The 18,695-nt window shown below is 58.7% G+C and carries 23 protein-coding genes; 11 read left to right on the top strand and 12 right to left on the bottom strand.

The genetic code is table 11. The features are described from left to right. A partial coding sequence (locus ABYM29_RS00935; RefSeq protein WP_372860959.1) for a 5'-3' exonuclease H3TH domain-containing protein occupies window positions 1–610 on the bottom strand: 610 nt, incomplete at its 3' end. Between the two features lie 263 nt (window positions 611–873). Between ABYM29_RS00935 and ABYM29_RS00930 the strand changes: the two genes are divergently transcribed. Then, on the top strand, window positions 874–1,143 hold the full coding sequence (locus ABYM29_RS00930; protein ID WP_372860956.1) for a hypothetical protein: 270 nt from the start codon (window positions 874–876) through the stop codon (window positions 1,141–1,143). Between the two features lie 7 nt (window positions 1,144–1,150). On the opposite strand, the gene ABYM29_RS00925 is transcribed toward ABYM29_RS00930, so the two are convergent. Next, window positions 1,151–1,909: a metal ABC transporter solute-binding protein, Zn/Mn family gene (locus ABYM29_RS00925; protein WP_372860954.1), complete on the bottom strand. Its 759-nt coding sequence runs from the start codon at window positions 1,907–1,909 to the stop codon at window positions 1,151–1,153. 161 nt (window positions 1,910–2,070) lie between these two features. Between ABYM29_RS00925 and ABYM29_RS00920 the strand changes: the two genes are divergently transcribed. The 3 genes from ABYM29_RS00920 to ABYM29_RS00910 are packed head-to-tail and all read left to right on the top strand — an operon-like array spanning window position 2,071 to window position 4,127. Beyond that, window positions 2,071–2,559 carry a Fur family transcriptional regulator gene (locus ABYM29_RS00920; RefSeq protein WP_372860951.1) on the top strand — a complete coding sequence of 163 codons (489 nt, stop codon included), beginning with the start codon at window positions 2,071–2,073 and terminating at the stop codon, window positions 2,557–2,559. Then, window positions 2,552–3,343: a zinc ABC transporter ATP-binding protein ZnuC gene (znuC, locus tag ABYM29_RS00915; RefSeq protein WP_372860949.1), complete on the top strand. Its 792-nt coding sequence runs from the start codon at window positions 2,552–2,554 to the stop codon at window positions 3,341–3,343. Before ABYM29_RS00920 ends, znuC begins: the two co-directional genes overlap by 8 nt. Continuing rightward, window positions 3,336–4,127: a metal ABC transporter permease gene (locus tag ABYM29_RS00910; protein WP_372860946.1), complete on the top strand. Its 792-nt coding sequence runs from the start codon at window positions 3,336–3,338 to the stop codon at window positions 4,125–4,127. Before znuC ends, ABYM29_RS00910 begins: the two co-directional genes overlap by 8 nt. A gap of 45 nt (window positions 4,128–4,172) precedes the next feature. Here ABYM29_RS00910 and ABYM29_RS00905 read toward each other — a convergent pair whose 3' ends face one another. From ABYM29_RS00905 to ABYM29_RS00885, 5 genes are read right to left on the bottom strand one after another with little or no spacing between them, the layout of a single operon-like run. Beyond that, on the bottom strand, window positions 4,173–4,835 hold the full coding sequence (locus ABYM29_RS00905; RefSeq protein WP_372860944.1) for an SCO family protein: 663 nt from the start codon (window positions 4,833–4,835) through the stop codon (window positions 4,173–4,175). Next, window positions 4,828–5,766, bottom strand: coding sequence for a heme o synthase (gene cyoE / locus ABYM29_RS00900; RefSeq protein WP_372860941.1), 939 nt, complete (start codon window positions 5,764–5,766; stop codon window positions 4,828–4,830). The genes ABYM29_RS00905 and cyoE overlap by 8 nt, the downstream gene beginning before the upstream one ends. Then, complete coding sequence (locus ABYM29_RS00895; protein WP_372860939.1) at window positions 5,763–6,812, bottom strand: heme A synthase; 1,050 nt, start codon at window positions 6,810–6,812, stop codon at window positions 5,763–5,765. Before ABYM29_RS00895 ends, cyoE begins: the two co-directional genes overlap by 4 nt. A 38-nt stretch (window positions 6,813–6,850) precedes the next feature. Further along, entirely contained in the window at window positions 6,851–7,468 is a 618-nt protein-coding gene (locus tag ABYM29_RS00890) for a hypothetical protein (protein WP_372860936.1), read from the bottom strand. Continuing rightward, window positions 7,465–8,208: an SURF1 family protein gene (locus tag ABYM29_RS00885; RefSeq protein WP_372860934.1), complete on the bottom strand. Its 744-nt coding sequence runs from the start codon at window positions 8,206–8,208 to the stop codon at window positions 7,465–7,467. The genes ABYM29_RS00890 and ABYM29_RS00885 overlap by 4 nt, the downstream gene beginning before the upstream one ends. Before the next feature lie 50 nt (window positions 8,209–8,258). On the opposite strand from ABYM29_RS00885, the gene ABYM29_RS00880 reads away from it, so the two are divergent. Then, on the top strand, window positions 8,259–8,513 hold the full coding sequence (locus ABYM29_RS00880) for a DUF2909 domain-containing protein (protein WP_372860932.1): 255 nt from the start codon (window positions 8,259–8,261) through the stop codon (window positions 8,511–8,513). Between the two features lie 74 nt (window positions 8,514–8,587). Here ABYM29_RS00880 and ABYM29_RS00875 read toward each other — a convergent pair whose 3' ends face one another. From ABYM29_RS00875 to coxB, 4 genes are read right to left on the bottom strand one after another with little or no spacing between them, the layout of a single operon-like run. Continuing rightward, on the bottom strand, window positions 8,588–9,568 hold the full coding sequence (locus ABYM29_RS00875; RefSeq protein WP_372860930.1) for a cytochrome c oxidase subunit 3: 981 nt from the start codon (window positions 9,566–9,568) through the stop codon (window positions 8,588–8,590). Window positions 9,569–9,607: 39 nt separating this feature from the next. Then, the gene (locus ABYM29_RS00870; protein ID WP_372860929.1) at window positions 9,608–10,174 is read right to left on the bottom strand and encodes a cytochrome c oxidase assembly protein; all 567 of its coding nucleotides are present in this window, start codon (window positions 10,172–10,174) and stop codon (window positions 9,608–9,610) included. Window positions 10,175–10,188: 14 nt separating this feature from the next. Continuing rightward, on the bottom strand, window positions 10,189–11,745 hold the full coding sequence (ctaD, locus tag ABYM29_RS00865) for a cytochrome c oxidase subunit I (protein WP_372860927.1): 1,557 nt from the start codon (window positions 11,743–11,745) through the stop codon (window positions 10,189–10,191). A gap of 11 nt (window positions 11,746–11,756) precedes the next feature. Further along, window positions 11,757–12,920, bottom strand: a complete 1,164-nt coding sequence (gene coxB, locus ABYM29_RS00860) for a cytochrome c oxidase subunit II (RefSeq protein ID WP_372860925.1) — start codon at window positions 12,918–12,920, stop codon at window positions 11,757–11,759. Window positions 12,921–13,534: 614 nt separating this feature from the next. Here coxB and ABYM29_RS00855 point away from each other — a divergent pair. Both ABYM29_RS00855 and ABYM29_RS00850 read left to right on the top strand, forming a co-directional pair. After that, window positions 13,535–14,866 carry an MATE family efflux transporter gene (locus ABYM29_RS00855; RefSeq protein ID WP_372860922.1) on the top strand — a complete coding sequence of 444 codons (1,332 nt, stop codon included), beginning with the start codon at window positions 13,535–13,537 and terminating at the stop codon, window positions 14,864–14,866. 169 nt (window positions 14,867–15,035) lie between these two features. Beyond that, window positions 15,036–15,350: a hypothetical protein gene (locus tag ABYM29_RS00850; RefSeq protein WP_372860920.1), complete on the top strand. Its 315-nt coding sequence runs from the start codon at window positions 15,036–15,038 to the stop codon at window positions 15,348–15,350. A gap of 69 nt (window positions 15,351–15,419) precedes the next feature. Here the strand turns inward: ABYM29_RS00850 and ABYM29_RS00845 are convergent, their stop codons facing one another. Next, window positions 15,420–16,316, bottom strand: coding sequence for a LysR family transcriptional regulator (locus tag ABYM29_RS00845; RefSeq protein WP_372860918.1), 897 nt, complete (start codon window positions 16,314–16,316; stop codon window positions 15,420–15,422). 111 nt (window positions 16,317–16,427) lie between these two features. Between ABYM29_RS00845 and ABYM29_RS00840 the strand changes: the two genes are divergently transcribed. The 4 genes from ABYM29_RS00840 (at window position 16,428) to ABYM29_RS00825 (ending at window position 18,601) form a co-directional block, all read left to right on the top strand. Continuing rightward, entirely contained in the window at window positions 16,428–17,024 is a 597-nt protein-coding gene (locus tag ABYM29_RS00840; RefSeq protein WP_372860915.1) for an FMN-dependent NADH-azoreductase, read from the top strand. Between the two features lie 25 nt (window positions 17,025–17,049). After that, window positions 17,050–17,943, top strand: coding sequence for a pirin family protein (locus ABYM29_RS00835; RefSeq protein ID WP_372860913.1), 894 nt, complete (start codon window positions 17,050–17,052; stop codon window positions 17,941–17,943). A 65-nt stretch (window positions 17,944–18,008) separates the two neighbouring features. Beyond that, window positions 18,009–18,428: a CBS domain-containing protein gene (locus ABYM29_RS00830; protein WP_372860911.1), complete on the top strand. Its 420-nt coding sequence runs from the start codon at window positions 18,009–18,011 to the stop codon at window positions 18,426–18,428. 2 nt (window positions 18,429–18,430) lie between these two features. Continuing rightward, window positions 18,431–18,601, top strand: coding sequence for a hypothetical protein (locus ABYM29_RS00825; protein ID WP_372860908.1), 171 nt, complete (start codon window positions 18,431–18,433; stop codon window positions 18,599–18,601). Window positions 18,602–18,695: the final 94 nt, after the last annotated feature.

Below are 18,695 nucleotides of genomic sequence, written 5' to 3'. Positions count from 1 at the left end.
CCTGCAGCAGCGCCAGGGCCGTTTTCTCACCGACGCCGGCAACACCGGGAATATTGTCAACTTTGTCGCCCATCAGCGCCAAATAGTCGATGATCAAGGCCGGCGGAATGCCGAACTTTTCCTCCACCGCCGCTTCGTCCATACGGGTATCGGTCATGGTATTCACCAGCGTGACATGGGCGTTCACCAGCTGCGCCATATCTTTGTCTCCGGTGGAGACCACCACTGGCCGCTCGGCGCCAGCCTGCGCGGCGAGCGTGCCGATCACGTCGTCGGCTTCAACGCCGTCGATGACCAGCCGCGGCAAGCCCATGGCATCGACGATATCGTGAATGGGCTGTATTTGGCTGCGCAGATCATCGGGCATTGGCGGCCGATTGGCCTTGTAGTCGCTGTACAGCTCATCGCGAAAGGTTTTGCCCTTGGCGTCGAAGACCACCGCGATGGGGCTGTCCGGATAATCCTTCTGCAGTCGCCTGAGCATGCTGATGACCCCCTTAACCGCGCCAGTCGGGTGGCCCTTGGAGTTCGTCAAGGGGGGCAGGGCGTGAAAGGCCCGATAGAGGTAGGAGGAACCGTCCACTAAAACAAGGGGGCTTATGGCTGTCATTGTCGGCTTATTCGTCGCTGTCGCAGAAATGCGCGAGTGTAGCACGAAGCCCGGCAAGAGGCCGGAGCCGCACCCGACAAGCGCCGGATGTTACCTTTATTAACTTTCGGTAACACGGCAAAGCCCATATGTACTGGGCATTACACAAAAATGAACAAAAATTAAGCAGGATTATCGACGCACAACGTGTTACCTTACGTAACACAAGGTGACAACAGCATCTTGCGCGGGGCAACAACCGCCCCCATAGAGGAGAAAGAGAGATGAAAAAACTTACCAGCGCAGTACTGATCCTGATTGCCAGCAGCGCAGCGGTCGCCGCTGAACTGGAAGCGGCTAGCAACGCACCGCTGGTACTGGCCTACCATCAGGGCCCCGCACAAAGCACCATGCTCCCCAGCAGTGAGTACAAGCAGGCCGACGCCGAGCGCGTACTGGAAACCACGCTGGATGTCGTGTCGGCGTCACTGAGCGTGGAGCTGGACAGCTTTAGCGCCCCGCAATTGCCCATCAACGGCAAGCGCAGCCAGTAAGCACCGCCTAGTGAGCGCGAAAGCAGCTCACAAAGGCCTCGCCAAGCTGACGGTATAAACGCAGAAAACCGTCAGCTTTGTCGATATTGCGCCCCATCGCATCCAGCTCGATCACCGCCACGTCAACCCCGCTCACCAATGCCCGCAGGGTAGATGCCGGATATTGCGGCTCGCGAAACACGCAGTCGAAGTCGCCGCGCTGCAGGCGCTCGCGCAGCGCCACCAAGTGGCGGGCACCGGGCAGACGGTGGTCATCGACCATCACCACCGCACCACCGGCAAGCTGGTAACGCTGCTCGAAGCGCGAAAAGCCATCGTGTAAAAACAGATATTGCCGCCCGGCCGACGGCGCCAGCTGCGCCGCCAAGGCACTGTCATAGGCCCGCAGGGCCGACATGAAGCGCGCAGCATTGGCGTGAAAATAAGCACTGCGACTCGGCAACCGGTCTGACAACAGGCGCGCCAGGCGGCGCGCCACCGCGCACACCTCATCGACATCCAACCAAAAATGCGGATCCACTACCCCCGGCGCGTACTCCGGGTACAGCGCAACTGCGTTATCGAAACGGCGCAAGGGCTTGCTCAGATAGTGCTCCAACACCGGCCCAAACCAGATAATCATGTCGGCATCCGCCAAACGCGCCATATCCGAACTGCGCAGCTGAAAATCGTGGGGGGAGAGCACCGCCGGCTGCAGCAACTCCGCCGACACCGCCTCGCCACCGATTTCCGCCAGCAGCAGCTGCAGGGGCTTAACACTGCTCATCACCCGTAACGGCTGCTCAGCCCAGGCCTGCAATGGAGCACACAACAACAGAAAAACAAGCCAACAGCGGCGCATCGTCAGGGTAACCTCAGCGGTAAGTAGTGTTCTTGGGACAGGAATTGCAATATTATAACATTAATCTTGCAAGAGAATCTCCCATCATGCCCACTGCGGTACCGGAACATCGCCACGACCACCAACACTGCATAGACGAGGCCGTGGGCCACGCTCGCCAGCTCTGCGCCGAGCGCGGAGTGAGGCTAACCGCAATACGTGAGCAAGTACTTACTTTAGTATGGGCCAACCACCAGCCGGTCGGCGCCTACCGCCTACTGGAGGCCCTCGCCGAACAGAGCGAGCGGCGCAGCACACCGCCCACCATCTACCGCGCCTTGGATTTCCTGCTGGAACAGGGCCTAATTCATCGCATTGCCTCGCTCAATGCCTTTGTCGGCTGCACCGATCCGGGGCACCACCACTCGGGGCACTTCCTCATCTGCAAGCACTGCAACACCGCCATTGAGCTAGACGCCGCCAACATCGACCACGCTATCAGCCAATCGGCGCAGCAGCGCGGCTTTGCGGTGGACAGCCAGTGTGTGGAAGTCGTCGGCAGCTGCCAGCACTGCCGGGAGCTTGGCCATGACTAGCCCCGCGCTGCTGCGCCTAGACCGCGTCTCACTCAGTCAACGCGGCCAAACCCTGCTGTCAAACATTGAGCTGAGCCTGGCGCCGCGCCAGATCATGACGGTCATCGGCCCCAATGGCGCTGGCAAAAGCACGTTGCTGCGCCTGGCATTGGGCCTGCAACGCCCGGACAGCGGCACACTGTGGCGCAGGCCCGGCCTGCGCATCGGCTATATGCCACAGCGCCTAAGCATCAACCCGCTCATGCCGGTCAGCGTCAGTCGCTTTTTGCGCATGTCTCGACACCGACGCAGCAGCATCAAGCAGGCGCTGGCCCGGACCGGTATCGCCCACTTGGCGGAGCGACCGTTACACGATATTTCCGGCGGCGAAACCCAGCGGGTGCTGCTCAGCCGCGCACTGCTCGGCCAACCCGAGCTGCTGGTGCTGGACGAGCCCGCCCAGGGTGTCGACATCACCGGCCAAACGGAACTCTATGAACTCATTGGTGAACTGCGCGACCAGCTGGGCTGCGCAGTTTTGATGGTCTCCCACGACCTGCACTGGGTGATGGCCCAAACCGATACCGTGATCTGCCTAAACCAACATATCTGCTGTCACGGCCACCCGGAGACGGTCAGCAATGACCCGGCCTATCTCTCACTGTTTGGCCGCCGCCACGCCGAGGCCATCGCCCTGTATCAACACGACCACGACCACCAACACGGCATGCACGGCGAAGTCTTAAGCGGCGACGGCTCTCAGCCCTGTCACCACAACCACCAGCAGGATGGCCGGCATGACTGACATCTTAATCAACGCACTGCTCGCCGGATTGCTGCTGGCCATACTGTGCGGCCCGCTGGGCGCGTTGGTGACCTGGCAGCGCATGGCCTACTACGGCGATACCCTGGCCCATTCCGCACTACTCGGCCTGGCGCTGGGACTGAGCTGGCAAATCCGCCTGGAACTGGCGGTATTAATCGCCTGCTGCAGCATTGCGGTACTGCTATTCGCCCTGCAACTGTGGCGCGACACCGCGCTGGACAGTCTGCTGGGCATTCTCTCCCACAGCAGTTTGGCGCTGGGCCTGGTCTGCCTGTCGTTTATGGACGGCCCCGGCTTCGACCTCAGCAGCTTTCTGTTTGGCGATTTGCTGGCGGTCATGCAAGAAGACCTGTGGCTGCTGGCGGCCATTACCACCGCGGTATCACTGTTACTGGCCGGACTCTGGCCACAATTAGTGGCCATGACCGCCCACGCGGAACTCGCCGCTGTAGAGGGCAGCAATGTGCAGGCCTTGCGCTTGCTGCTGATGCTGATGATCGCTGCCACTGTAGCAGTGGCGATGAAAATCGTCGGTGTCCTACTCATTACCGCCATGTTGATTATCCCCGCGTCCGCAGCCGGCCGACTGGCCCGCAGCCCCGAGCAGTGCGCGGCCCTGGCGGTGATTTGCGGCATGCTGGCGGTGGCATTCGGCTTGCTGGCGGCCTGGCATCTAGACAGCCCCGGCGGCCCCAGCGTGGTGCTGAGTGCGGGGCTGCTCTTCCTGCTGGCCCAGCTCGGCCGCGGCTTTCGGCGCGCATAAAAAAACGCCGCGATGCGGCGTTTTTTATCGGCTAGGCACTAAACCTTAGTAGTGCTCGCGAATCGTCAAAAAGCTGCGCTTCAGCTTGCTGATATCCAGTGGCGCCTTAAAGAAACCCAGTGAATGGCCCTGGGGATTCACCAGCGCGATATTGGCACTGTGGTCCACCATATAGTCGTCACCGCCGCCGGGCACTTTGGCAAAGGGAATATTCAGGGCGGTAGCAAAGCGGTGAATTTCCAGAAAATCGCCCGTGATGCCCCGAAACGCCGGATGGAAAAATTCCAGATAGCTGCGCAACTGCTCCGGGGTGTCCCGCGCCGGATCGACGCTGGCCAACCACACCTGCGTATCGAGTTGCACCTCGGGCTCCAGCTCCTGATAGAACAGTTTGAGCTGGGCGAGGGTCGTCGGACAAATATCGGGGCAGTAGGTAAAACCAAAAAAGATCAAATTCCACTTGCCAGTCAAGGCCTGCGGCGTCAGCAGCTGCGCACGCTCGTCCTGCAAACTGAAGGCCGGGATCAGGCGGGGATTTTCGTAGAGATAGGCCCCCTGATCACGCAGCTCGTCGCGGGTCATCACCCGCGCCTTGGTGAAGGCGTAAAAAAAACTGCCCACCAGACTGCCTGCAACCAGCAAGATCACCAACACGGTCACACGAATGCCGCGTTTTTGCCCACTGTTATTCACCGCTTGTTCACTCATACGCCGACACCTCATAAATAATTGTTGCCGGCAACATATAGTGATCCAGCAGCATGACAACAAACAGCGCCATGAGATAAATAATGGAATACTTAAACGTCGCCATAGGCGCCTTGGGATCATTGCCGCGCAGCAACACAATTGCCCAGTAGATAAATCCCGCCCCCAGACATACCGCACCCAGCAGGTAGAGCATGCCGCTCATCCCTGTCGCAAACGGCAGCAGTGTCACGACAAACAGCAGCAGGGTGTAAAGCAGGGTGTGCAATTTGGTATAGCCAATGCCGTGGGTAACCGGCAGCATCGGAATGTCGACCTTGGCGTAATCATCGCGACGGTGAATCGCCAGCGCCCAAAAATGCGGCGGCGTCCACACGAAAATAATCAGCACCAGCAACAGTGCATGGCCGTGAATCTCACCGGTGACCGCGGTCCAGCCCAGCAGTGGCGGCGCCGCACCGGCAATACCGCCAATCACAATATTCTGCGGCGTGGCGCGCTTTAAATACAGGGTGTAGACCACGGCGTAACCGAGCAGCGAAGCCAGCGTTAACCAAGCGGTGAGGGCGTTGATTTCGATCAGCAAGATAGCCATGCCGGCAACCCCCAGCACCGCCGCGAACACGGCGGCATTGGCGGTTTTCAGCCGCCCCTGAGCGATCGGCCGATTGTGGGTGCGCGCCATAATCAGGTCGATGCGGCGATCCACTAAGTGGTTCACTGCCGCGGCAGCCGCCGCACACAAACCGATACCGAGATTGCCAAACACCAGCACCCGCCAGGGCACCATACCCGGCACCGCCATAAACATACCAATCACCGAGGTGAGCAGCATCAAAAACACGACATTTGGCTTACACAGCTCGTAGTAGTCGCGCCAGCCAACGGTCGCCCGACCCGGCCCCGCCGCTGCGGCATTTTCACGGCTCATACTCGCACACCCCCGCGGTTCACCTGAGCGGTGAACACACAATAATTGGTTGTCACCATCACCAGCAGCAACATAGCACCCACCAAATTGTGGGCCACGGCAACGGCAATGGGAAAATTGAACACGATATTGCTGATACCCAGCAACACTTGCGCCAGCAGCACCACCAGGGTCGCAGCTGCCGCCCGCTTGGCCGGAGCAATACCCAGGCCGCGCAGCTTCACAAATAACATCAGCAAGTACAAGCTGGTCACAATAGCACCGAAACGGTGGCTCACATGAATCGCCACCCTGGCATCATTGTCCAACACACCCCCCAGGTAATTGGGGCCGACATGCTGGGCAATATTAAAACCGTTGGCAAAATCCATCGGCGGCAGCCACGCTCCCTGGCACTTAGGAAAATCCGGGCAGGCAATATCGGCATAGTTCGAGGTCGTCCACCCGCCGAGCGCAATTTGCCCCACCACGATCAGCAGGCCGATCACCACCAGCGGTCGCAGCGCCTGCAGCTTGGCCGCCGCGATGGCCGGCAGTTGCCAGCGCTGATTATTCAGTCGCAGTGTCAGCAGCCACAGCAGACTGAGCGTGGTAAAGCCCCCCAGCAAATGCGCGGTCACCACCTGCGGCCACAGCTTCAGGGTCACCGTCCACATGCCAAACATGCCCTGTAAAATAATGAAGGCCAGCAAAAACGCCGGCAGCTTCAGCGGCTGCTCTGGCCCGCGATGACGCAGGGCGAACACCAGCAAACCGATGGTAAACAAACCCAAGCTGGTCGCCAGATAGCGGTGGATCATTTCCGGCCAGGTTTTATCGTGCTCAACCGGCATATCCGGAAAGGCTTCGTTAGCCCGCGCCACTTCATGCTCAGCCGTTGGCCACAGGACATGGCCATAGCAACCCGGCCAATCGGGACACCCCAGGCCAGCATCAGCCAAGCGGGTAAACACCCCCATGCCCAAAACAATTATGGCCACCAGACAGGCAGCCAGCGCCAGGCGAAAACCGGGCTTGCGAAATTCAGGAGCGTTAAACAGCGTCATTGTTCTCTACCAATCTCTCGATATCGGGCCTGCGCCAACTACTTCAGCAGGCGCCGCATGTCTTTGAGTACATCCTTACCCAGGGTGGTCAATGTATCGGTTTCGGTGTCCGCCGCGCGGTACACCATCATCACCCAACCGAGGGGATCGACGATATAAAAGCTGCGCGCATCCAGAGGCGAGCTGGGCAGCTGTTGAAAGGCGCCAACAAAATCACTGCCGTCGGCATAGACCACGGTCATATCGCTGTGCTCGGCTTCAATGAAGTCGCGCAGTTGCGGAGACAGTGGGCCGTCGGTGGCCAGATAAATGCGCTCAACCCGACCCATCTTCTTGCCCAGCGCCACGTGGGTCTGGCGGGTAAGATATAGCATACGCTCACAGGCGTCCCGACAGTCGCGACCACCCACCACCATAAATAGCCACAGTGATTCCGGCGTGTCGAACATAAATTCACTGCCGTCAAGGCGCGCCGGCTTGAGCTCACCCAACTGCACGGGCGGCTGAATCAAGCTGCCGCGATTCACTGTGCCGAAATTGAGCACATTCTTCTGGGCCAGCACAAACAACAGGCTGGACAGGGCAATCACCACGATCGGTATTGCCAAAATCAATGTGACCTGCTTCCTACTAGCGGATGACTGCTCGGAAGTCATAGCTTCTCCCCTCGATCTGAGCGCCCTTTAAACAGCGCCAGAATATTACTGTTGCGAACCACAAAAATACCGGCCAGCACCGCCGCCATGGCAAACCATTGCAGGGCGTAGCCGCGATGCTTTTGCGGCGAAACATTAATTAACAATCTATCGGTGCGCAGCGCCGCCGGGCTCTGCTCATGCAAGCGCAACACCGTTGGCAACAAGCCGTCGATCTCTGTCTCTAGGCGCTCGGGCTGCAACCACTGCTGACGGCGGGGCCAGGCCTCTGGCAGCTGCTCGCCGAGACTAAAGGGCTGTTCAGTGGAGCGATACAACTCGCCCTGCAGTCGCACGATTCCCTCGGGCCAAGTTAACTCGGGTAACTGGCGGCGGCTGGCATCGGCAGCGATCCAGCCGCGCTCAACCAACAACTTGCCACCGTCGGCCAAATTGAGCAGCGCGATTATCTCATAACCGAATTGTCCCTGCCTGATTCGATTGTCCAATAGCCAGTAGCGCTGGCTATCAAAAACCCCCTCAACATACACCGGCAGATAATTGGGGTATTCGCCCAGACTCTGAATGTCGACCGCCGGCTGCTGACGCCGCGCTGTCGCGGCATCCAGTAACTGTTGTTTTTCATCGGCGCGCTGCAACTGCCAAAAACCCAGGCGCAGCAACAGCGGCAATGCGATCGCAATCGCCAGTAGCGACTTCCAATCCAGTGACCAGCTTAGGGTTGTACGCGGCTCAGCCATGTCGAGATTCCGATTGTGTATACTGCGGCAAACTTAGCGGGAGACAAACTATGTGGTTAAAAGTGGTCATCGTGGTGCTGTTTATTGCACTGTGTTTCAGCCTGTTCAGCGGCCTGTTCTTTCTGTTCAAGGATCGCGGCACAACCCTGCGCACCTGGCAGTCGCTGAGCGTGCGCCTGGCACTGGCAGCACTGTTGATGGGCTTTTTGTTTTACGGCGTGTACACCGGCCAACTCGGCTCTAAAGCCCCCTGGGATCAGCGCTACCTCGATGACGGCAGAGCCGTTCACTCAGCCGACAAATAAAAAATCGGCCGGAGCCGTCCATTTGCAAAGCAAAGAAACGGGTCCGGCCGACTTCGGCAATCGCTAAGCGAGGCTTAGATAATGTAGACAAACAGGAACAGGAATACCCATACCACGTCTACAAAGTGCCAGTACCATGACGAAGCCTCAAAACCAAATTGATCTTCCGGAGAGAAGTGTCCCTTGGTTTTAGAGCGCAGCCACTGAATCAGCAGCATCACTGTACCCATTGCCACGTGGAAACCGTGGAAGCCGGTCAGCATAAAGAAGGTGGTACCGTAGACACCGCTATTCAGTTTAATGCCGTACTCGAACAGCGCCTCGTGATACTCCATGTACTGCAAGTACAGGAAGATGGCACCCAACGCCACGGTGATAAACAACCACAGATTGAATTTCTTGCGGTTATTTTCTTTGATGCCCATATGCGCAATGTGGCAAGTGAAGCTGGACGTCAACAGAATCAGCGTGTTGTACAGCGGCAACCAGTGACCAATATTGGCAAAGCCGGGGAAAGACAGGTGCTTCTCGGCACCGGTAAATTCACCGTTGTTCGCCAAGTGCCCAGCTGAAGCCTGAGCTGAAACGCCACCGATAGCATCCTGCGGGGTTTCCATCAGCGGCCAGCTGTATTCAAAGCCCGGCCACAGCAGCGTGTTCATTGCGCCAGCGCCTTCACCGGCGAGCCACGGGCCGGCCAGGTTGCGGATATAGAACAATGCGCCAAAGAAGGCCGCAAAGAACATCACTTCCGAAAAAATGAACCACTGCATGCCGATCACGTAGGAGTGCTTCAGCTGAGCGCTGTTCATGCCCTGTCTGTTTTCGCGGATGGTGGTAGCAAACCACACCCACAGCGTGGCGGCAAAATACGCCAGACCCGCAAACAGGATAAAGCTTGAATTGGTTTCCTCGCCGGGGCGGTAGCTGGCGTCATTAATGACGCTGGCGGCACCGTAAACCGACGTTACCAGACCAATGGTTGCGTTAATAGCAAGGCTACTTTTCTCTGGCACGTAATAAGTTTCGTGCCCGGCATTGCTTTGACCCGCCATGTTTAAGTCTCCGTTTTCTCTGTTGAGAAAAATCTCTTTCTAATTCGACGCCGCCACAGAATCCTGTTTGGCGGCCATCTCGGTTACGTCAAAAATCGTGTAGGACAGGGTGATTACGTGTATGTCTTTGGGAAGATCCCGGTCGACAATAAAACGCAACGGCATATCGGCCTCTTTGCCAGCATCCAGGGGTTGCTGGTTAAAACAAAAGCACTCTGTTTTATGAAAGTACTCTGCCGCTCGCGACGGCACAATGCTGGGTATCGACTGCGATACCATAAAACGGTTCTGGGTGTTCTTCGCGTAGAAAGTCACCATCGCCGGCTCGCCGGGGTGCACCTCAACCTGACTGGTATTGGGGCCAAATTCCCAGGGCATAAGCTCATTGTTTTGCGCCACGAACTGCACTTTGACAATGCGGCTTTCGTCCACCGCACTCTCGACAATTTCATAGCGCCCGCCGGTTTTGCCGTTGATGCCCAGCACTTCACAAAGGGCATTGTAAAGCGGCGGCATCACCCACATGGCAAAGGCAAACATAGCGATAACGAGAACCAGCAGCTTGCCACTGGTTTTAACAATATTGCGCTGCGTTGCCGTTGCCATGACCCGCGATCCTCTTACTTAACTTCCGGCGGTGTGCTGAAAGTGTGGTAGGGCGCGGGGCTCGGTACAGTCCACTCGAGAGTGGTGGCACCGTCCCATACTTTTGCATCGCTGACCGGCTTGCCGTGAGTGATGGTCCGAACAATATTGAACAGGAACAACAGCTGGCTTGAGCCGTAGATGAATGCACCGATAGACGACATCATATTGAAGTCGGCAAACATCAGGTTGTAGTCAGGGATACGACGCGGCATACCTGCCAGACCCACAAAGTGCTGCGGGAAGAAGGTCAGGTTGAAACCGATGAAGGAAACCCAGAAGTGCACCTTACCCATGGTCTCGTTGTACATCTTACCGGTCCACTTGGGCAACCAGTAGTAGACAGCAGAAGACAGGGCGAAGATCGCACCGGCAACCATGGTGTAGTGGAAGTGGGCCACAACGAAATAGCTGTCGTGGTACTGGAAGTCAGCAGGCGCGATAGCCAGCATCAAACCAGAGAAACCGCCCACGGTGAACAGGAACACCTTGGCGATGGCAAACAGCATCGGCGTTTCAAGAGTGATAGAACCCTTGAACATGGTGGTGATCCAGTTGAACACCTTGGCTGCTGTCGGCACGGCGATCAGCATGGTGGCGTACATGAAGAACAGCTCACCAGCAATCGGCAGACCTACGGTATACATGTGGTGGGCCCACACGATAAACGACAGGAAGGCGATAGACGCAGTGGCGTAAACCATCGACGCATAGCCGAACAGCGGCTTGCGAGAGAAGGTCGGGATTACCTCAGACACCACACCGAAAGCCGGCAGGATGATGATGTATACCTCGGGGTGACCGAAGAACCAGAACACGTGCTGGAACAGCACCGGGTCACCGCCACCAGCGGCAGAGAAGAAGCTGGTGCCGAAGTGGATATCCATCAGCATCATGGTGACCGCGCCAGCCAGTACCGGCATTACTGCCACCAGCAGGAAGGCGGTAATCAGCCAGGTCCATACAAACATCGGCATCTTCATGTAAGTCATGCCGGGCGCGCGCATGTTTACAACCGTAGCGATGATGTTAATAGAACCCATGATGGAGGAAATACCCATCGCGTGAACGGCGAAGATAAAGAAGGTCACACTCGGCGGCGCATAGGTCGTCGACAGCGGCGCGTAGAACGTCCAACCGAAGTTAGGACCGCCACCTTCCATAAATAGCGTGCCAGCCAACATCAGGAACGTCGGTGGCAAAATCCAGAATGACCAGTTGTTCATCCGCGGCAGCGCCATATCCGGAGCGCCGATCATCATCGGAATCATCCAGTTAGCCAGGCCGACAAAGGCCGGCATGATGGCACCGAACACCATCACCAAGCCGTGCATGGTAGTCATCTGGTTGAAAAATTCCGGTTCTACAATTTGCAGGCCGGGCTGAAACAGTTCTGCACGAATAATCATGGCGAACGAGCCGCCAAGCAGGAACATAGCAAAACTGAACCACAAGTACATCGAGCCGATGTCTTTGTGGTTGGTGGTCGTTAGCCACCGGGTCAAACCTTTAGCAGGTCCGTGAGCACCCATGGTGAATCCTCCTACTGACCTTTCTTAAACTTGTAAATATCGATTGGCTGCAGCATGTCGCCCATGTTGTTGCCAAACCCGTTGCGCTGATAGGTAATAACAGCGGCCAAATCGACTTCATTCAGCTGACCACCAAAGGCCTGCATCGCTGTGCCGGGCGCGCCGTTAACCACAACGTCGAGGTGGGGCTTAACCGCGCCAGTCGCAATGGCACTGCCGGCAATGGCTTTACCTACGCCGCCTTCACCGTTGGCGCCGTGACAGGCAGCGCAAGAGCGGTCGTAGACACTCTTACCGCGAGCAACCAGCTCGTCCATGGTGAACTCTTTCGACATCAGTGCTTTCAGCTCAGCAGCTTCAGCTTGCTTACCCGCCAGCCACTCGTTGTACTCGGGCTCTTCAACCACATTGACAACGATGGGCATAAAGCCGTGGTCGCGACCGCAGAGCTCGGCACACTGACCGCGGTAAACGCCGGTTTCAGTGGCTTTAGTCCACGCTTCATTGATAAAGCCGGGAATCGCATCGCGCTTAACCGCCAGCGCCGGCACCCACCAAGCGTGCAGTACGTCATTGGCGGTCACCAGGAAGCGCACCTTTTTATTGACCGGCAGTACCAGCGGCTCATCGACTTCGATCAGGTAGTTCGAGCCCTTGGCTTCAGTATTGGCAATCTCGGCTTTGTCGGTCAGCAAGTTGGAGAAAAAGCTAACATTGTCGCCGTTCGGATTGATGTACTCGTACTTCCACTTCCACTGGTAACCGGTGATCAATACATCCAGATCAGCGTCGTCAGTGTTGTAGATTTCCATCAGCGTTTTGGTAGCGGGCACTGCCATGCCGATCAACACCAAGAAGGGGACAACAGTCCACGCAATCTCAAGACGGGTGTTTTCGTGGAAAGTGGCAGGCTCTTCGTGGCGATCTTTGCGGTAGGCAAAAACCGAATAGAACATCACACCAAAAACGATGATACCTACAAGCACACACACCCAGAATACAAACATGTGCAGGTCGTAGATTTTGGCACCGACTTCGGTGACGCCAGGCGTCATGTTGGTTTGCCAACGCTGGGGGTTACCCTCGGTCGCCCAAGCGCCAGAACTAAGCAGGCTGAGCAGCATCAGCACAGGACAAAGCGCCAGCTTATAAAGCCGTTTCGCTTGTTGATACATCTCCCGTGTCTCCGTATAAGTTTTAAGAAACCCCTCTGCCGATCGACTGCCGACATACACACTGGCTTTCTGCCTTTAAAAACGCGTTAGCGAACTTAGGGACGGTAAAGCAAAAACAGACGAATGCACGCCGCCATCGGCAATCTGCCGAACGACCCGCTCCCCCCGAAATGTGTGCATGCCCGCGCTGATTTAGCTTTGGGTGCGACAAAACGCCGCAATTATAAACCTGAAGAAAGCAGCAAGGCTACTCCGAAACCGCGCCAGCTGCTGTCCGCCGGGCAAAATATATGGGCGGCCAAGTGACAACACACTAACTAGGGGATGAATTGTCACCAGCAACCACTAGATATGGGCTGGACGCGCAAGCGCCGCGCCATAAAAATACCTGCAGCACCGCTAAACTTTGTGCGCGACCGACCGCCAAGCAAGACATTTCACCCCTTAACCGGCCGGCTGCGACAGCCAAGAGCGGCCGAGCGGGCGCAACGGCTGACACAGGGCGGCCGACAGCGAGCGCACCCCCATCACCACCGCCCACGCCACCTGGCGAGCACACTGGTGCCACGCCTGGGCTAGCGATTACACTGGCGCCGCCAACCAGGACCGATGTCATGCCCTACTCACACAAGCCGGCACAACTTAATGCCAAAATCTGGGCGCTGGCCTGGCCGATGATTCTCGCCAACCTGTCGCTGCCGCTGTTCGGCCTGGTTGACACCGCAGTCCTCGGCCACCTACCCGACGACCGCCACCTCGGCGCGGTGGCCATCGGCGCCAGCCTGCTGTCGCTGAGCTATTGGGCGTTTGGCTTTTTGCGCATGGGCACCACCGGCGCCAGCGCACAAAGCCGCAGCAGCGACGCCGACGCGCTGTTGCTCAAGGCCCTGTGCAGCGGCCTGATTCTCAGCTTGCTTATCTACAGCGCCGCACCACTGCTGCGCGGCGCCGGCCTACAACTGATGAATACTGACGCAGCACTGCTGCCACTGGCCGACAACTACCTGCGCCTGCGGCTACTCAGCGCCCCCGCGGTATTAGGCAGCTATGCGGTTATTGGCTGGCTGCTCGGCCAGCAGCGCGCCCGCTGGCCACTGGCCATCGCCCTGTGCAGCAACCTGCTCAATATCGCCCTCGACCTGCTGCTGATCATCGGCCTGGGCATGGCCAGCGAGGGCGCCGCCATCGCCAGCGCAATGAGCGAATACGCGGGCTTTGCACTGGCCCTGTTCGCCGTTCGCGAACCCCTGCAACGCGCCCTGCGCCGCGGCGTCGGCCAAAGCTTGCGGCGCGGCATCCCGCTCCGCCGTTTTGCACGCAGCAATGCGCAGATCTTTGTGCGCACCACGGCACTGCTGTTCAGCTTCAGCTTCTTCACTGCCCAGGGCGCGGCGCAGGGCAGTAGCATCCTGGCTGCCAACGCTATTTTGATGCAACTGGTATTGGCGGCAGCCTACGGCATGGACGGCTTTGCTCACGCCGCCGAGGCTCTGGCCGGCCGCGCCTATGGCGACCGCGATCGCCGGGCGTTTATCGCCGTGTGCAAGACCTGCGGACGCTGGGCACTGTACTCCGCCACCGCCGCCAGCCTATTACTACTGCTCGGCGAACAAGCGATTCTCAGCGCCATGACCAATATTCACGAAGTGCGCACCGCCGCCAGCCAATACTATGGCTGGCTGGTATTACTGCCACTGCTGAGCGCCGCCAGCTATTGCTACGACGGCATATTTATCGGCACCCTGCGCACCGCCGCCATGCAGTACAGCATGTTGCTGTGCGTCGCCGGCATCTATCTCCCCCTGTGGTATCTGTGCCGCGACTGGGGCAATCACGGCCTGTGGCTGGCCTTCGCCACCTTCAACGCCTGCCGAGGCATCAGCCTCGCCCTATGTTTTCAGTGGTTATTTTCCCCACAACACTGGCCAGCCAGCGGGAAAAAGTAACAAACAAGCCTCGCTATAAAATCGCACAATCTCCGATCTTCGGTATTTTTTGCCGCAAATTAACAATATTTCACCACGAACTCAGGCCGTAACACTCGCGCAAGCGTTGTGAATTTTGGTAACATTCTCAGCATTGTGCACAGGCCGTCAGGCTTAGGGGATGAGATTAATGAAAGCTGCCTTGTTAACCGCCGTATTCGTCGGCATAGGTATCGCGCCAGCCACCAGCCACGCCGCTTGCGCGCTGGCTGCCATCATGGGCGCCCCCGAACTGCCTAGCCAGCTCCAGCCAAACACCCAGGCACTTATTGACCTGCGCGACACTGTCAACGGCTATTTAAATGACGCGAGCCGCCGCCTGGAAGGCTGCAGAAACGCCAACCCCTTTGTTTACAACGCCGCGGTAGACCGCCTGGACAGCTACGCCGACAACTTCAACCGCCTCGTGCAACGCCACAACACCGAAATTGTCGCGGCCAACTGAATACTGACCCGCCCAGGTCTGTAATGGCGCAGCCGCCCTGTGGTCGCTGCGCCTTTTTTATGCCCTGAACTAATTGCTCAAGCCGGCAGCCGCCGCCTTGATCAACGCTTCCGCGCGCCGCGCCGCCGGGCCGGCAACATCGCGATCCGGCATCACAATAAACAACTCGGCAAAGCGCTCGCGCCCCTCGCGCAGTGGCAAGGCTTTCAGCACGCCCTCCGCCAACGCCTCGCGAATCATCACCTCCGGCAACCAGGCAAAACCCAGCCCCCGGCACACCGCCTGCACAGACATGTCGATACGGCTCACGGTCAGTCGCTGGGCGGCATCCAGCCACCCGGAGTCACGCCGGCGCCGAGATCCAGAATCTCGAACGACCAACTGCCGGTAGGGGCGAAGGTCGCGGTAGTCCAGTTCGCGCGCCAGTTGGTGCAAGGGGTGATCGCAGTGAGCCACGGCGATAAAACGCACACGCAGCAAGGGGTCAGCCAAAAAGCCCGGCGGCACCACGCCAGTGATCGCAATATCACAGCGCTGCTCTAGCAGCGCCTCCTCCGCGCCACTAAGTACCGTCTCGACGCACTCGAGCCGGGTGTCCGTGCACTCCTGCGCCAGCGTCACCAGGCAATCGAGCAGCGCCGCCTGCGGAAACAGCGCATCGCTGGCAATACGCAGTTGCGGCTCCCAGCCGCCGGCCACCGATGCCGCCGACGCCTCCACCCGCAGCGCCTCGTCCAGCAGGGCGCGACCGCGGCGATAAAAAACCTGGCCGGCATCCGTCAGCTCAGCTTTGCGACCGCGAATTTCAAATAGCGCCACGCCCAGCTGCTCCTCCAGCTTTTGGATGGCGTAAGTCACCGCCGACTGGCTTTTGTGCAAGGCCTCGGCGGCGCGGGCATAGCTACCCTCATCCACCACCGCCATAAAACAGTGCCACTGATCGAGACTGGCTCGGGGTCCACGCATAATCAATCAACTTATTTGATGGTTTAGCCCATAAAATTGCGCTTTTTAAACGGATTAATCAATAGTTAACTAGACCCATCAGATGCTCTAACCGCAAACGAGGAATCGGCAATGAAAAACATTCTTTACATCAGCAGCAGCCTGGCCGGCGAACAGGGCCAGTCCAGTCAAATGGCTCGCGAACTGATCGCCGGCCGCCGCGCCGCCGGCGAGCAGCTGCATATTCAACACCGCGACCTGCACGCCCAGCCCTTACCCCACCTGGACGAACAGCGCTTCACGGCCTTCACCACCGCCGCCGCAGATCGCAGCGCCGAACAGGCGGCCATTGTCGCCGAATCCGACGCCTTAATCGCCGAATTGCGCGCTGCCGACGAGCTGCTTATTGCCATGCCGCTGTACAACCTCGGCGTGCCATCGACCTTCAAGGCCTGGATCGACCACGTCGCCCGTGCCGGCGAGACCTTCCGCTATACCGAGAACGGTCCGCAGGGCCTGCTGCACGATCGCAAGGTCACCGTACTGGCGGCCCGAGGCGGCCAATATCTGGGCACCGACATGGATACGCAAACACCCTATCTGCGGCATATATTCGGCCTGCTAGGCATCCAGCAAGTCAATTTTATCTATGCCGAGGGGCTCAATATGGGCGAAGACCAGGCGCAACAGGCGCGCCAGCGCGCCCGCGATGCCATGCAAGCGGCATAAGGCCCGCCACAGCAGGAGTTTCGAAATGAACAGGCGACAGATAGCGAGAATAATTACCGCGGTAGCGACCAGCGACGGCGCCGGCGTAAAACTCAAACGCAGTCTCGGCCAGTCTCCGGGCGCGCGCCTGGATCCGCTGCTGATGCTCGATGAATTTTACTCCGATCGCCCGGAAGATTACCTGGGCGGCTTTCCCTCGCATCCGCATCGCGGCTTTGAAACCGTCACCTATATGCTGGCCGGTAACATGCTGCACCGCGACCACATGGACAATCGCGGCGAACTCGGCCCCGGCGACCTGCAGTGGATGACTGCCGGCAGGGGCGTGATTCATTCGGAAATGCCACAGCAGCGCGACGGCCTGCTGCGCGGCTTCCAGCTGTGGATCAACCTGCCCGCCAAGGAAAAATGGCGGGCCGCGGAATACCGCGACATCGCCGCCGAGCAGATTCCCGAACTGCGGCGCCCCGGACTCCGCCTGCGTCACTTGGCGGGGCGCCTGCAACTGCCCAGCGAACAGAGTCAGAGTACCGGCTACATCAACGGCACAGATGGCCGCCAATTAAGCACCGACCCGCTGTACGCCGACCTGCAACTGGCCGCGGGCCGCGAGCTGACCCTGCAATTTGACGCCGGCCACAACGCCTGCGTCTATGTGTACAATGGCCAGCTAAGCATTGGCGGGCGGGCGGTACAGGCCGGCGAGGCAGCGCTGCTGGATCGCGGCGACTACCTGCAGCTGAGTAGCGAAACCGGCGCCGACGCCCTGCTGCTGGCCGGCCGGCCCATTGGCGAAGCCATCGTGCAATACGGCCCCTTCGTGATGAATAGCGCCGACGAGATCGAGCAGGCACTGCGCGACTACCGCAATGGCCAACTAACCGACAGCGGCAAACCGGCAGTGAACGACTCGCACTGATTGGCATCAAAGCCTCACATTCGCGACAACAGCGGGGTATAGTAAAAACAAATGGAGGAGTCACCATGAGTACCAGCAACAGTATCCGCGTATGCGATGTTATGACCCGCCCATCGCCCTTTGTTCGCCAGCACGCGCCACTGGGAGAAGTGGTCGAAACCCTGCTGAGCAACAATGTAATGGGGCTGCCGGTGCTAGACGACCACGACCGCGTGGTCGGCTTTGTCTCCGAGCAAGACTGCATTCACTCTATGCTGGTCAGCAGCTACCACTGCGAGGGCGCCCCCAATGTCGACGATGTGATGCACAACGAAGTGCTGTCGGTAGAGCCAGAACAAAGCATCGTCGACCTGGCGCAGATCATGGGTAAAAACAAGCCCAAGCTGTACCCAGTCATTGACGACGGCCGCCTGGTCGGCCTAATCACCCGCAGCGCGATACTCAGCGCGCTCTGGGAAAGCCGCACCCATTGTGACGCCCAATAACTGTGGCTCGGCACGACCAACTGCTGGCGGCACTGCTCTGCCTCGCTGTCAGCAGCTGCGGCAGCGGCCAATACGATGACCAGCGCGAGTGGCGGTTGCGCGAGTGCGAAAAAATTCTCGACACCAGCGACCGCGCCGCCTGCCTGCGCGCGACCCCTCACTACACGCGCTAAGGCCAGCCCGGACATTCGAGGTCATGGCAATGGCCGCGAACCGCACTACACTGTGGGCACAGGCCAGCAGCGGCCCGCAAGCCCTCACCACAAT

Source organism: Spongiibacter sp., from assembly GCF_041602295.1.
GTDB lineage: Bacteria > Pseudomonadota > Gammaproteobacteria > Pseudomonadales > Spongiibacteraceae > Spongiibacter.
This window is presented reverse-complemented; position numbering and strand designations above follow the sequence as displayed.